Origin of the sequence: Streptomyces sp. GC420, assembly GCF_009916105.1 — a bacterium.
Classification (GTDB): Bacteria; Actinomycetota; Actinomycetes; order Streptomycetales; family Streptomycetaceae; genus Streptomyces.
This window is the reverse complement of the sequence record NZ_JAAAXQ010000034.1, coordinates 20,009-33,706: the sequence shown is the minus strand read 5'-3', so window position 1 is coordinate 33,706 and position 13,698 is coordinate 20,009. Positions and strand designations below refer to the sequence as shown.

Below are 13,698 nucleotides of genomic sequence, written 5' to 3'. Positions count from 1 at the left end.
GCCCCGCACCGTGCCGCTCGCCGCCGGCCCCGGCGTCCCGCCCGGCGCGGGCGCCCCCGAGCCGGGCCCCGCGCCGCGGCCGGGCACCGCCGCCCCGTCCGACCCGGCGGCCGGATCCGCCGGCGCCCACGGACCGCGGACCGTCCCGGTCACCCCCCAGCAGCACGGCCTGCTCCTCGACGCCCTCGCCCACCACGGCACCGGCCGCTACGTGGAGCAGCTCTTCTGGCGCTGGCACGGCCCCCTGGACACCGACCGGTTCACCGCCGCCTGGCAGTCCGTGTTCGACCGCGAGACCGTCCTGCGGGCCGCCTTCGACTGGGAGGCCGAGCCCCGCCTGGTGCTCCACGACGACGTGTCCGCCGAGGTCGTCCGGCACCCGGCCGGCTCCGTCGGCTGGGACGAGCTGATGGAGCGGGACCGGCAGCGCGGCTTCGACCTGCGCTCCCCGGCCCTGCTGCGGGTGACGCTCCTGGACGAGGCGGCAGACGGGGCCCGGCAGGCCGGCGGGATCCGGCAGGCCGGCGGGGACACGGGCGGCGCGCCCCCCGCCGTGCGGATCCTGCTGACCTTCCATCACGCCCTGCTGGACGGCTGGAGCGTCTCCGTCCTGCTCCGGGAGTTCTACCGCGCCTACCTCGCCGGAGGCTTCCTGGCGGGCGGCGAGCGCCGGCCCGACATCCGGGACTACGCGCGCTGGCTGGGGGAGCAGGACACCGCACCCGCCCGGGAGTTCTGGTCCTCGGCGGTCCCGGACGCCACCCTCCTGGTACGGCCCGCCGTCCCCGGCCCGGCCACCGGCCGGAGCGGTTCGGGCCGCGCCGAGGTCCGGATCGAAGCCGCGGACGCCCACCGGCTGCGCGCCTGGGCGGGGTCCTGCGCCACCACCGAGTCCAGCGCGCTGCAGGCCGTGTGGGCGCTTGTGCTCTACCGGGCGGGCGGCGCCACCGGCCCCGCCCCGGTCGGCTTCGGCGTCACCGTCTCCGGCCGCGGCATCGCCCTGGACGCCGTCGAGCGGCTGCCGGGCCTGCTGGAGAACTCACTGCCCATGACCGTCCGGGTCGACCCGTCGGCCGCCGTCACCCGGCTGCTGACCGAACTGCGCGACCGGGCAATGGACATGGCCGCCTACGAATGGGTCTGCACCCGGCAGATCCACGAGTGGAGCGGCCGGCGTGCCGACGAGGAACTCGCCGAGAGCCTCATCGCCTTCGAGAACCGCCCGCACACCTCCCACGGCCTGGAATCGGCGCTGGCCGCACAGGGCATCGGCGTCGAACCGCCGGACGCGGCGGGCTCGCTGACCGCGTTCCCCGTCACCCTGCTCGTCCACCACGACGTGGACGGCGGCCTCGTCCTGGCCGCCGTCCACGACAGGACCCGGATCGCCGACGACGACGCCGAGCGGCTGGTCGCGCAGTGCGCGCGGCTGCTGCGCGAACTGCCCGGCCTCGCGGGCGGTCTCGCCACCGTCACCGACGTGCTGGCCGCGATCGCCGACGAGGCGCCCGCGCGGATGGCCGAGGCCCCCGACCCGGCCGGTGCCGCCGCGGACGCCTCCTGACCGGGACGGACCCGGAGCGTGTCCGCCGGCCCGGCGGACACGCAGAGGCCGGGCGCCCGTGGCCGATTCGAGTCGTGCTCCAGGCACGTCGGCGAGGCTCGTGCGCAGCCAAGGCGTTCCCACCCACGGCGGCCGAGGAGGTGCGACACACCATGCGGGACGGCTCGCCGGTCACGCTGTACTGCTTCGCGCACGCCGGCGCGGGCGTGTCCGGATTCGCGCACTGGCGCACCGGGACCGGCCCCGGGGTGGCCACCGTGCCGGTGCTGCTGCCCGGACGCAACGCCCGGCGCCGCGAACCCCGGGCGACCTCGCGCGCCGAACTGCTCGGCGCGCTCCTCGGCCCGCTGGCCGACGAGGTCGCCGACGGCCGCCCCTACGCGCTGTACGGGCACAGCCTGGGCGGCATCGTCGCCTACACCCTCGCCCGCGCGCTCATGGACCGGCAACTGCCCGCCCCTGCCCTCCTCGCCGTCGGCGCCAGCCCGGCACCGCACGCTGTGCCGCTGCGCCACGACGACACCACCGACGACCGGCTGCTGCGCTTCGTGGCCGACCTCGGCGCTGCGCCCGGCGGCGTGCTCGCCGACCCCGGCAGCGTCTGGCACCGCTCCGTGCTGCCCGTGCTGCGGGACGACCTCAGGCTGGCCGCCGCGCTGCGCGCCGCAGCCCTCGCCGACGCGGCGCACGGCCCGTTCCCGGTACCCGTCCTGGCCGTCGGCGGACAGGCCGACCCCGTCGTCGGCGCGGTCGCACTGGACGGCTGGGCGCGCTGGACCACCGGCAGGCTGGTCCGGCGCACCGTCCCCGGCGACCACTTCTTCGTCCGCGGCCCGCACGCACCCCGGCTGATCGGGCGTGCCTGCCGTGTGGTGCGGCGTACTCAGCTCATACCTGGGCTCATACCTGGAGGACAACAGTGAGGGACAACCGATGAGACGGGTCGTCATCACCGGCATCGGGGTCGTGGCCCCGGGCGGCGTGGGCACCCGGGCGTTCTGGGACACACTGACCGCGGGCCGCACCGCCACACGCGGCATCACCCTGTTCGACGCGTCCTCGTTCCGCTCGCGCATCGCCGCCGAGGCGGACTTCGACCCCACCGCACACGGATTCGATCCCGCCGAGGTCGCCCGCCTCGACCGCGCCGCCCAGTTCGCCCTCGTCAGCGCCCGGGAGGCCGTCGAGGACAGCGGCCTGACCGGTGCGCTCGACCCGGTGCGCACCGGCGTCACCCTCGGCAGCGCCGTCGGATGCACCACCGGCCTCGACAACGTGTACGGCGTGGTCAGCGAGAACGGCAGCGCCTGGGAGGTCGACCACACCCGCGCCGTCGCCCACCTCTTCGACTACTTCGTGCCCAGCTCCATGGCCGCCGAGGTGGCCCGCGCGGTGGGTGCCCAGGGCCCGGTCTCGCTGATCTCCACCGGCTGCACCTCGGGCCTGGACTCCGTCGGCCACGCCGTCGACCTGATCCGCGAGGGCAGCGCCGACGTGATGGTGACCGGCGCGACCGAGGCGCCGATCTCCCCGATCACCGTGGCCTGCTTCGACGCCATCAAGGCCACCAGCCCCCGCAACGACGAGCCGGAGACCGCCTCCCGCCCCTTCGACCGCTCCCGCAACGGCTTCGTGCTCGGCGAGGGCTCGGCCGTCCTGGTCCTGGAGGAGTTCGAGCACGCCCGCCGGCGCGGCGCCCGCGTCTACGCCGAGATCGCCGGGTTCGCCGGCCGCAGCAACGCGTACCACATGACCGGCCTGAGGTCCGACGGCGCGGAGATGGCCGAGGCGATCCGCGCGGCGCTCGACGAGGCCCGCCTGGACGCCACCGCCGTCGACTACATCAACGCCCACGGCTCCGGAACCAAGCAGAACGACCGGCACGAGACCGCCGCGTTCAAGCGCAGCCTCGGCGACCACGCCTACCGGGTGCCCGTCAGCTCCATCAAGTCCATGATCGGCCACTCGCTCGGCGCGATCGGCTCGCTGGAAGTGGCCGCCAGCGCCCTGGCCATCGCGCACGACACCGTGCCGCCGACGGCGAACCTGCACGAGGCCGACCCGGCCTGCGACCTCGACTACACCCCGCTCACCGCGCGCGAGCAGCGCACGGACACCGTGCTCAGCGTCGGCAGCGGCTTCGGCGGCGGCAGTTTCGGGCGCCGTCCGGCCGCGACGTCCTCGACCCAGCCGACGAGACAGACGGCGCAGGCGACCAGGAGCCAGGTGACGCCGTACTGGAACCAGAGGCTCTCCAGGGGCAGATCCCGCTCGAAGGCCGGGACCTGCCACATCAGGTCGATCAGGGGGACGCTCGCCATCAGCGCGACCTCGTGCCAGAGGTAGATCGTCACGGCTCGCGCGTTGAAGACCGTCACCAGCCGGTCGAGGGCCCTGAAGCGTGCCAGGCCGCCGAAGTCCGGCCGGAAGCGCAGCAGCAGGAGGACGAAGCGCCCTCGTCCCGCATCTGTTCGATGTAGGTGCCCAGTGCCTCGGCGTCGGTCTCGGCGGGCGTCGCGTACGCCCCGTACGTCAGTGCCACCACCGCTGCCGACACCGACACTGCGGGTGACCCGGACACGTACAACCTGGCGTTCGTCGTCGCCGACGGCCAGGAATGCACTCCCCTGTGGGGTGGCACCACCGCCGTCGGCAGCGGGGCGGTCGCCTCACGTATCCGCGAACTCACTCACGCGGGGGGCGACATCCGCGTTTCCTTCGGCGGCGCGGCCGGCACGGAACTCGCGCTCGCCTGCGACAGCGCCGAGGAGCTCGCCGAGGCGTACGCGGAGGTCCTCGACGCGACCGGGGCCAGCAAGGCGGACCTCGACATCAAGGGCGACGCGCTGACCGACTCCGCGTCCGTCGCGCTCCGGGCGGAGGCCGTCGCCTCGCTCCAGCGAGAACGGCACCTCGAGGTCTCGTACACCCTGCCGGTGATGCCGGACGGCCTCGACGAGGACGGCCTCGCGGTCATCGAGGCGGCGAACAACCACGATGTGCAGCTGTCGCACGTCAACATCATGGCGATGAACTACGGCTCCTCCTACGACGGCGACATGGGCGACTATGCAAAGGAGTCCGCGACCGCCGCCCACGACCAGCTGATGGACGTCCTCGGCCTGACGGACGCCGCCGCGTGGAAGGGGCTCGCGGTGACCTCGATGCTCGGCGTCAACGACATCGAGGAGGAGACCTTCACCCTCGAAGACGCGGCCCTGCTACGGGATTTCGCGGAGGAGAAGGGCATCGGCTGGCTGTCGGTCTGGGCCTCCTTCCGCGACCGGGAGTGCGAGGGCGGCGCCAAGGCCACGGTCGACGACAGCTGCAGCGGTGTCGAGCAGGAGGCCGGGGCGTTCGCACGGGCGCTGGCGGGCTGAGCGGCGGGGCCGGAGGCCGCGCGACCCGGCTCCCGGTCCGACGGCCCCGCGGTCCCTGAGCGGGCCTGGGTTCCCGGACCCCGGGAAGTGGCGGCGCCGGGACGCCCGGTCACCCCGCGGGCATCTCCGGCCGGTCGATGATCCGCAGCCAGCTGCCGTCCGCCTGGCGGCGTACGACCTGCACCCGGCCGCCCGTTCCGTCGAGGGCACGGGTGGAGGTCATCGCCAGGTCGCCGTTGCGGAGGGTCGGCAGCGGTTCCTCCCGCCTGAAGCGCGCTCCCGACCCGAGCATGCCGGCGTACACCTCGCGGACGGCCTCCCGGCCGACGGTGAGCGTGCCTTGCGGATACGCCATGACGGCGTCGGCTTCGTACAGTTCGGCGATGCCGTCCGCGTCACCGGCGTTGACGCGCTCCACGATCAGGCGCGAGACGTCCTCGGGAGTCATGGCCCGCTCGCGATCAGGCCTCCGTGCACCCTCCGGCCCCTGGCCCTGGCCCTGGCCCTGTTCCGGTCCTGGTTCCCGTACGACGCTCATGTCCCTCTCCCACTGTCCGGTGGTGCCTGCCCTCCCATGCTCCGTCGCCGCAGCGCCATAAGTCCAAGATCTGGATCTGCTGCTCACTAGAATCCACAGTTATGGAACTGCGCCAGCTCGAATACTTCGTGGCCGTCGCGGAAGAGGCCGGCTTCACCCGCGCCGCCGCCCGCCTCCACGTGGCCCAGCCGGGCGTCAGCGCGCAGGTCCGGCAGCTCGAACGGGAGCTGGGCCAGCCGCTGTTCGACCGCTCGGCCCGCACGGTCCGGCTCACCGAGGCGGGCGAGGCCGTCCTGCCCTACGCACGGGCCGCGCTGGCGGCGGTCGCGGGCGCGCGGCACGCGGTGGACGAACTGACCGGGCTCACCAGGGGACATGTGACCCTGGGCATGATCGCCACCCGCGCCTCCCTGGGCGTGCCGGAACTCCTCGCCGGCTTCCACCGCGCCCACCCCGAGGTGGAGATCACGCTCACCGAGTCGGACTCCGCCGCACTTCTCGAAGCCCTGCGGGCGGGGCGCATGGACGCGGCAGTCGTCGGACTCGCGACCGGGCCGCCGCCCGGCATCGCCGCCCAGGTCCTCACCGAGCAGCCCCTGATGGCCGCCGTGTCGCCCGGTCATCCGTTCGCCGCCCGCCGCTCGCTGCGGCTCGCCGCGCTCGCCGACGAGCCCCTGATCAGCCTGCCGCACGGCACCGGGCTGCGCACCGCGTTCGACGCGGCGTGCGCCACCGCCGGCATCCGTCCCCGGATCGCCTTCGAGGCCGGCGACCCGCACGTCCTCGTCCAGCTCGCCGCCCAGGGCCTGGGGGTCGCCATCCTGCCCTCGTCACTCGCCGAGGCGCGCCGCTCCGTACTGCACCCGCTGCCCCTCACCCACCCCGCGCCCCGCGCGCGGCTCGCCCTGGCCCGGCGCGCGGAAGGCCCGTCCAGCCCTGCGGCCCGCGCTTTCCTGACGCACGCCCGGGAGACTTTCGGGCGGCAGGCCGATCCGCCCGGTGTCCGCGGCTGAAGGGAGTCCGCCGGTCCACCGGTCGCGCGGTCCTGCCGCTGCGGCGGTCGTGCCACTCCGCCGGCCGTGCGCTGCGGCGGTCGTGCCACTCCGCCGGCCCTCCGTGACGCCGTCAGAAGACGGACAGCCCGGTCAGTGTCGTGAAGCGGTCGAGAGCGGTGACGCCGGCGACCGAGTTGCCGCGCCTGTCCAGTCCCGGGGACCACACGCACAGGGTGCAGCGCCCGGGGACGACTGCGATGATGCCGCCGCCCACCCCGCTCTTGCCCGGCAGTCCGACGCGGTACGCGAAGTCGCCCGCCGCGTCATAGGTCCCGCAGGTCAGCATCACCGCGTTCACCTGTTTGGCCTGACTGCGCGACAGCAGTCGGGAGCCGTCGGCCCGTATGCCGTGCCGGGCGAGGAACCCGGCGGCGAGCGCCAGATCCTCGCAGCTCGCCTCGATGGAACACTGCCGGAAGTAGTGTTCCAGCAGGACCGGCACCGGACCGGTGACATTGCCGTACGAGGCCATGAAGTGGGCCAGCGCCGCGTTCCGGTCGCCGTGCGCGGACTCGGAGGCGACGACCTCGGTGTTGACGGCGAGGCCGGGATTGCCGCTCTCGGCGCGGAGGAAGGAGAGCAGTTCGCCCGCCGCGTCGCCGCCCAGGGTCTGGAGCCGGTCGGTGACGACGAGTGCGCCCGCGTTGATGAACGGATTGCGGGGGATGCCGTTCTCGTACTCCAGCTGGACCAGCGAGTTGAAGGGGTTTCCGGACGGCTCGCGGCCGACGCGGTCCCACAGCGCCTCCCCTTCCTTCGCCAGGACGAGGGCGAGGGTGAACACTTTGGTGATGGACTGCGCGGAGAACGGCGTGCGCCAGTCGCCGACCCCGTACACGTGTCCGTCGAGGTCGGCGACGGCCATGCCGAAGCGTCCCGGATCGGCGCAGGCGAGCGCCGGAATGTAGTCGGCGGGCCGGCCCCGGTCGGGCAGCGTGCCGATCTCCTCCGCGATCTGTTCCAGCACCGGCCGGAAGTCCTGGTCCTGGCTCACAGCGGCCGGCTCACTCCCACCAACTCAGTCCCACCCGCTCACTTGGGCCGGCTCACTTCGGCCCGGCGGGCTTGGTGCCGCGGTGCAGCGTGACGATGCCGCCGCTCAGGTTGCGCCAGGCGACGTGTCCCCAGCCCGCCTTCTGCATCACGGCCGCCAGCGCGGCCTGGTCGGGCCAGGACCGGATCGACTCGGCGAGATAGACGTACGCGTCCGGGTTGCTGGAGACGGCGCGGGCGACGGGCGGCAGGGCCCGCATGAGGTACTCGGTGTAGACGGTCCTGAACGGCGCCCAGGTGGGGTGCGAGAACTCGCAGATCACGACGCGCCCGCCGGGCTTCGTCACCCGCAGCATCTCGCGCAGCGCGGCGTCCGTGTCCTGTACGTTCCGCAGTCCGAAGGAGATGGTGACGGCGTCGAAGACGTCGTCGTGGAAGGGGAGTCTCGTCGCGTCGCCGGCGGTCAGCGGCAGGTGGGGGTGGCGCTTCTTGCCCTCGCGCAGCATGCCGATGGAGAAGTCGCACGGCACGACGTAGGCGCCGGTCGCCGCGAAGGGCAGCGAGGAGGTCGCGGTACCGGCCGCCAGGTCGAGGATCTTCTGGGCGGGCCGGGCGTCCACCGCCTTGGCGACCTCCTTGCGCCACCGCCGGTCCTGGCCGAGGGAGAGGACGTCGTTGGTGAGGTCGTAGTTCGCCGCCACGCCGTCGAACATCGAGGCGACTTCGTGCGGCTGCTTGTCCAGGGATGCGCGGGTCACAGGCCCATTCTTCACCCTCCGCCGCACCGTCCCCGCACAGGGCCCCGGCCCACTGCTCACCTGCGGCGGTACAGCAGCCGGCCGTCGAGGACCGTCGCCACGCACGTGCGCGCGCCGTGCCCGGCGAGCGCCTCGTACGGGTCGCCGTCCACGGGGACGTCGAAGACCGTGAAGGTGGCGGCGCGTTGCAGCTGCGTCAGCGGTTCCGCGACGAACGCCTCGGCGGGCGGGAGGAACCTGAGGGGGTCGAGCGAGGGCGGTCCCTGAGGCGGTCCCTCCGGGAGGGTGAACCTCTGCACCTGGGTGAGCCCGGAGCGGGCCACTGCCTCGCACACCGGCCGCAGCCGGAAGGCACCGGCGACCGCGGTCGTGCCGTGCGCCAGCATCCGCTGGAGTCCGCGCCGGGCGCTCGCGCCCCAGCGGGCCGGGTCCATGGGCAGTGCCGCCAGCGCCTCGCCCGTGATCGGTTCGGTGCCGAGTCCGGCTGCCTCGCGCGGGTCCGGATGGTAGGTGTGCTCCAGCAGCTCGGAGCCGAAGGGGTTCACCAGACCGGGGGTCAGGATGCCCGGCCAGCGGCGCACCCGCGCCCCGGGACGGGCCGCGGCCACCTCGTCGAAGGCGCCGACGGCGGCGATCCGGCCGCCGTCGACGGCGACGGCTCCGTCCGGGACGGGCGCGTGGCCCGCACCGGGCAGGAGCAGCGCGGCGGTGTGGAGGGTCGTCACGAGGGTCTCGGTCGGAGGACGAAGGACTCAGCTGGACGCGAGGATCTTCAGTTCGGGGTGGGCCGTACCGCCCTCGATCGCCGTCGAGGACAGGTGCGAGACCACGTGGTCGTCGACCGGGTCGTTCGCCGGGTCGTCGTGCACCACCAGGTGCTCGTACGTCGTGGAGCGCTGCGCGGGGACGCGGCCGGCCTTGCGGATCAGGTCGATCAGCTCCAGCCGGTTCGAGCGGTGCTTGGCTCCCGCCGAGGAGACGACGTTCTCCTCCAGCATGACCGAGCCCAGGTCGTCCGCGCCGTAGTGCAGCGAGAGCTGGCCGATCTCCTTGCCGGTGGTGAGCCAGGAGCCCTGGATGTGGGCGACGTTGTCGAGGAAGATCCGGGCGATCGCGATCATCCGCAGGTACTCGAAGAGGGTGGCCTGCGTCTGGCCCTTCAGGGCGTTGTTCTGCGGCTGGTAGGTGTACGGGATGAAGGCGCGGAAGCCGCCCGTACGGTCCTGGACGTCACGGATCATGCGCAGGTGCTCGATGCGCTCGGCGTTCGTCTCGCCGGTGCCCATCAGCATCGTGCTGGTCGATTCGACGCCCAGGACGTGGGCGATCTCCATGATCTCCAGCCAGCGCTCGCCGGACTCCTTGAGCGGGGCGATCGCCTTGCGCGGCCGCTCCGGCAGGAGTTCGGCGCCGGCGCCCGCGAAGGAGTCGAGCCCCGCCGCGTGGATACGGCGGATGGCCTCCTCCGCCGTCACGCCGGAGATCCGGGCCATGTGCTCCACCTCGGAGGCACCGAGGGAGTGGATCACCAGCTCGGGGAAACGCTCCTTGATCGCCGCGAAATGCTGCTCGTAGTACTCCACGCCGAAGTCCGGGTGGTGGCCGCCCTGGAACATGATCTGCGTACCGCCGAGGGCGACGGTCTCCTCGCAGCGGCGCAGGATGTCGTCGAGGTCGCGGACCCACACCTTGTCGCTCTTCGGCGCCGCGAAGAAGGCGCAGAACTTGCACGCCGTGACGCAGGAGTTGGTGTAGTTGATGTTGCGCTCGATGATGTACGTCGCGATGTGCTCCGCACCCGCGTAACGGCGGCGGCGGACGGCGTCGGCGGCGGAGCCGAGCGCGTGCAGCGGTGCGAACCGGTAGAGGTCCAGGGCCTCTTCGGGGGTGATCCGCCCACCCGCGGCGGCACGGTCGAGGACGGACTGCACGGACTGCGCGTCGGCCTTCTCTGTCACCGGGACGTCCCTTTCTGCGGGGTGTGGACGGACCGGCCCAGCCTACGCCAGAGGCGCGACAGCACCCGAGGTCGGCCCCGGCGAGGCGCCCAGGGGCCCTGGAGCCCTGGAAGTCCGGGGCTCGGGACTCGGAACTCGGGCTCGGGTCGGGGCCAGGGGCCAGGGGCTGTGGTGGCGGCACGCGCCGGAGACCTGCCGGTGACACGACGGACGGCAGGCCCGCGGCTCAGTCCTGTTTCTCCAGCAGCCCCTTGGGCTTTCCGCCCTCCGGGTTCTGCGACGCGTACCGGAGTCCGGCGCCGACCCGGGTGAGCCGCACCGTCGACCTGTTCTGCGTGCAGCGGTCGTCCTTGGTGCCTGGGCGGCTCTCCGCGACAACCTCCTCTTCCGTGACGGACTTCAGGTAGAGCACGTCGCGGCAGGTGGAGGCGCCGAGCAGGTCGACCTGGGTGGCGGTGCCCATCCGTTCGCCGGTGCGGCCCTGTTCGACGACGAGGGTGAGGGTGCCGCCGGGCAGCGTGACCCCCGCGGCGCCGGCCTCCACGGGGCCCTCCCAGGTGCCGAGGAACTCCTCGGGGACCCTGCCCGGCCGCGGGGACCGCGAGGGCCGGCTCTCGGGACCGGCGGCCGCGCCCCCGCCGTCCTTGGCACCGCTCGCGGAGTCCCCGCCGCCACCGGGCAGCACATCGGTCAGCACGCCCACCCCCACGGTGACGGCCGCCAGCGCCCCCGCGACGGCGAGAGCCACCGTGCAGCTCAGCTTCCTGCCCCGCCGCTCGCCGGGCACGGAGGTCGCGGCGAGGGACACCGATATCCGGCCGGGCGGCTGCTCGGGGGCCGGCGCGGCATGGGCGCTCCCCGCGGCCCCGGCCCCGAGGCCGGCGTAGGAGGGGTCGGGCGGGCCGAAGGAGCCCGCGCCGGCGGCGCCCCGGGCGGCATCGGAGCCGGCCGCACCACCGGCCCCCGTCGACGCCCCGGCCGGCACGTCGGCCGGTGCCCCGACCGACGGCGTGGTGAACGGGATCGGCCCGGATGCCGGCTCCGCCCCCGCGCCCCGCGGCTGCGGCTGCGGCTCCAGATCGAGGAGCCGTACGGCGGTCCTGCCCAGCTGCTCCACCAGCGGGCCCGGCAGCCAGCCGCCCGCCACCAGCGCGGCCGCGCCCTTCGGCGCGAGCCGCCCGGCGACCGCGGCCGGCTCGGGCCTGGCCCCGGGCCGCTTCGCCAGGCAGGCCTCGACCAGTTCCCGCAGCTCGCCGTCCAGCCCTTCCATCCGGGGCTCCTCGTGCACGACCTTGTAGAGGAGGGCGGCGGAGCTGTCGCCGGGGAACGGCGACACGCCGGTGGCGGCGTAGGCGAGCACCGCGCCGAGCGAGAACACGTCGGAGGCGCCCGCGACGTCCTCGCCGAGGATCTGCTCGGGAGCCATGTAGCCGGGCGACCCGATGGACACGCCGGAGGAGGTGAGGGATGCGGTGCCGTCGATGGCGCGGGCGATGCCGAAGTCGATCAGCCGGGGCCCGTCGACCGTGAGCAGGACGTTGGAGGGCTTCACGTCACGGTGCACGAGGCCCAGCGCGTGCACCGCGCCGAGCGCCTCGGCGAGGCCGGCGCCCAGCGTTCTCACGGTGTGGTCCGGCAGTGGGCCGTGCGCGGTGACGGCCTGGGCAAGCGAGGGACCCGCGACGTAGCCGGTCGCCACCCACGGCACGGGCGCGTCCGGGTCGGCGTCGAGCACGGGAGCGGTCCACGCGCCGCCGACCCGCCGTGCGGCCTCCACCTCGCGGCGGAAGCGTGCCCTGAACTCCTCGTCGAGCGCGAAGTGCGGATGCACGGCCTTGACCGCAACCGTGCGGCCTCCGGCACTGCGGCCCAGGTAGACCCGGCCCATGCCGCCGGCGCCGAGCCTGCCGAGCAGGCGGTACGGGCCCATGCTCTGTGGTTCGCCCGCTTCCAGCGGCTGCATGGCAAGGTCCTCCCCCGAGCTCCTCTTCCCGAGAAGGGTACGGTTCCCCGCCCCGGACGGGGCCGCCCGTACGGATCCTCCCGAGTCCTCCCCAGTCCGCCCGGGGCACCGCCGCCGGTCCACCCGGGTACCGCCGGCGCGGCAGCGTCGCCTCAGTCCAGCAGCCGGACCCGGACGTCCGCCGGGAAGCCCGTCGTCGGTCCGACCCGGCGCGCGAACTCGGCGACCCCTGCGAGCTGCTCGGGACCGAAGCGGAAGTCCAGCGTCCGGAAGTACCGCTCCAGCAGGTCCGCGTCGAACGCCTCCCAGCGCGCCGCCTGCTCGGCGACCTTGGCCACCTCCTCCAGCGACAGCTGCATGGAGTCGAGGAAGGCCTCGTGGGCCCGCCGCACGATCACCGGCTCCCGCTCCAGGTAGTCGCGCCGGGCCGCCCACACCGCGAAGACGAACGGCAGGCCGGTCCACTCCTTCCACATCAGCCCCAGGTCGTGGACCTGGAGCCCGAGCCGCGGCGCGTCGTGCAGCGAGGCGCGCAGCGCCGCGTCCCCGATCAGCACGGCCGCCTCGGCCTCCTGCATCATCACGCCGAGGTCCGGCGGACACGTGTAGTAGTCGGGAGCGACGCCGTGGCGCTCGGCCAGCAGCAGCTGAGCCAGCCGCACGGAGGTCCGCGAGGTGGAGCCGAGCGCGACCCGCGCCCCGTGCAGTCGCTCCAGCGGCAGCTGCGACACGATCACGCAGGACATCACGGGGCCGTCGCAGCCGACCGCCAGGTCGGGGAAGGCGACCAGTTCGTCGGCGTGCTTCAGGAACTCCACGAGAGTGATCGGCGAGATGTCCAGCTCGCCGGTGACCAGCTGCTCACTGAGCCGCTCCGGCGTGTCCTTGTGGAGGTCGAGGTCGAGGAGGGTGCCGGTTCTCGCGAGGCCCCAGTAGAACGGGAGACAGTTGAGGAACTGGATGTGACCGACCCGGGGCCGGCTGCGCCGCGAAATGTCCACATCGCGAGGCTAGACCTGTGCGCTGCGTGACGGCGCGGCGGGTCCCCGGCCGCATCCGGATGTCACCTTTGCGGCCAGGTATCAAACGTTCGGGTGACGTGATCTCTACCTCTACCCTCGAGCGGATAGTGCGTGCTAGGCTCGCCGCAAGTTGCAGTTTGGTTTCCCTTGCAGTACAGAGCCTGCGGAGCATTTTGCACCGCGGGCTTTTGTAGTTTTCAGACTTCGCATGTGCAGGTTCTGGAGCAGGGCAACCCTTTGGCCCAAGGAGGGCTTATGGCTACCGGAACCGTGAAGTGGTTCAACGCTGAAAAGGGCTTCGGCTTTATCGCCCAGGACGGCGGAGGCCCCGACGTCTTCGTCCACTACTCCGCGATCAACGCCTCCGGCTTCCGCTCCCTCGAGGAGAACCAGCAGGTGAACTTCGACGTCACGCAGGGCCCCAAGGGTCCGCAGGCGGAGAACGTCACCCCGGTCTGATGCCGGCG

13 protein-coding genes are annotated in these 13,698 nt (G+C 73.5%); 6 read left to right on the top strand and 7 right to left on the bottom strand.

All coding sequences use genetic code 11. From position 1 onward, the window contains the following. From GUY61_RS07160 to GUY61_RS07140, 4 genes are all read left to right on the top strand, one after another. The coding region (locus tag GUY61_RS07160) for a condensation domain-containing protein (protein WP_166629211.1) at nucleotides 1–1,564 on the top strand (1,564 nt) is incomplete at its 5' end. Between the two features lie 152 nt (nucleotides 1,565–1,716). Then, nucleotides 1,717–2,487, top strand: coding sequence for a thioesterase II family protein (locus GUY61_RS07155; RefSeq protein WP_166629210.1), 771 nt, complete (start codon nucleotides 1,717–1,719; stop codon nucleotides 2,485–2,487). 10 nt (nucleotides 2,488–2,497) lie between these two features. Further along, the gene (locus GUY61_RS07150; protein ID WP_279576768.1) at nucleotides 2,498–3,910 is read left to right on the top strand and encodes a beta-ketoacyl-[acyl-carrier-protein] synthase family protein; all 1,413 of its coding nucleotides are present in this window, start codon (nucleotides 2,498–2,500) and stop codon (nucleotides 3,908–3,910) included. A 134-nt stretch (nucleotides 3,911–4,044) separates the two neighbouring features. Beyond that, nucleotides 4,045–4,944: a chitinase gene (locus tag GUY61_RS07140; protein WP_166629209.1), complete on the top strand. Its 900-nt coding sequence runs from the start codon at nucleotides 4,045–4,047 to the stop codon at nucleotides 4,942–4,944. 109 nt (nucleotides 4,945–5,053) lie between these two features. Here GUY61_RS07140 and GUY61_RS07135 read toward each other — a convergent pair whose 3' ends face one another. Next, nucleotides 5,054–5,392, bottom strand: a complete 339-nt coding sequence (locus GUY61_RS07135) for a nuclear transport factor 2 family protein (protein ID WP_243766243.1) — start codon at nucleotides 5,390–5,392, stop codon at nucleotides 5,054–5,056. A gap of 191 nt (nucleotides 5,393–5,583) precedes the next feature. Here GUY61_RS07135 and GUY61_RS07130 point away from each other — a divergent pair, with 191 nt between their 5' ends. Continuing rightward, nucleotides 5,584–6,495: a LysR family transcriptional regulator gene (locus GUY61_RS07130; protein ID WP_166629207.1), complete on the top strand. Its 912-nt coding sequence runs from the start codon at nucleotides 5,584–5,586 to the stop codon at nucleotides 6,493–6,495. Nucleotides 6,496–6,607: 112 nt separating this feature from the next. Here the strand turns inward: GUY61_RS07130 and GUY61_RS07125 are convergent, their stop codons facing one another. From GUY61_RS07125 to GUY61_RS07100, 6 genes are all read right to left on the bottom strand, one after another. Continuing rightward, nucleotides 6,608–7,531, bottom strand: coding sequence for a glutaminase (locus GUY61_RS07125; RefSeq protein ID WP_166629206.1), 924 nt, complete (start codon nucleotides 7,529–7,531; stop codon nucleotides 6,608–6,610). A 52-nt stretch (nucleotides 7,532–7,583) separates the two neighbouring features. Next, nucleotides 7,584–8,288 (bottom strand): demethylmenaquinone methyltransferase, encoded by a 705-nt coding sequence (locus GUY61_RS07120; protein WP_166629205.1) that lies wholly within the window; start codon nucleotides 8,286–8,288, stop codon nucleotides 7,584–7,586. 56 nt (nucleotides 8,289–8,344) lie between these two features. Further along, nucleotides 8,345–9,013, bottom strand: a complete 669-nt coding sequence (locus tag GUY61_RS07115) for an imidazolonepropionase-like domain-containing protein (protein ID WP_166629204.1) — start codon at nucleotides 9,011–9,013, stop codon at nucleotides 8,345–8,347. Nucleotides 9,014–9,040: 27 nt separating this feature from the next. Next, nucleotides 9,041–10,246 (bottom strand): cyclic dehypoxanthinyl futalosine synthase, encoded by a 1,206-nt coding sequence (gene mqnC, locus GUY61_RS07110; protein WP_166629203.1) that lies wholly within the window; start codon nucleotides 10,244–10,246, stop codon nucleotides 9,041–9,043. 226 nt (nucleotides 10,247–10,472) lie between these two features. Beyond that, nucleotides 10,473–12,209, bottom strand: coding sequence for a serine/threonine-protein kinase (locus tag GUY61_RS07105; protein ID WP_166629202.1), 1,737 nt, complete (start codon nucleotides 12,207–12,209; stop codon nucleotides 10,473–10,475). 152 nt (nucleotides 12,210–12,361) lie between these two features. After that, nucleotides 12,362–13,210: a menaquinone biosynthetic enzyme MqnA/MqnD family protein gene (locus tag GUY61_RS07100; RefSeq protein WP_166629201.1), complete on the bottom strand. Its 849-nt coding sequence runs from the start codon at nucleotides 13,208–13,210 to the stop codon at nucleotides 12,362–12,364. A 276-nt stretch (nucleotides 13,211–13,486) separates the two neighbouring features. Here GUY61_RS07100 and GUY61_RS07095 point away from each other — a divergent pair, with 276 nt between their 5' ends. Then, nucleotides 13,487–13,690, top strand: coding sequence for a cold-shock protein (locus GUY61_RS07095; RefSeq protein ID WP_003984261.1), 204 nt, complete (start codon nucleotides 13,487–13,489; stop codon nucleotides 13,688–13,690). The last annotated feature ends 8 nt before the right edge of the window (nucleotides 13,691–13,698 follow it).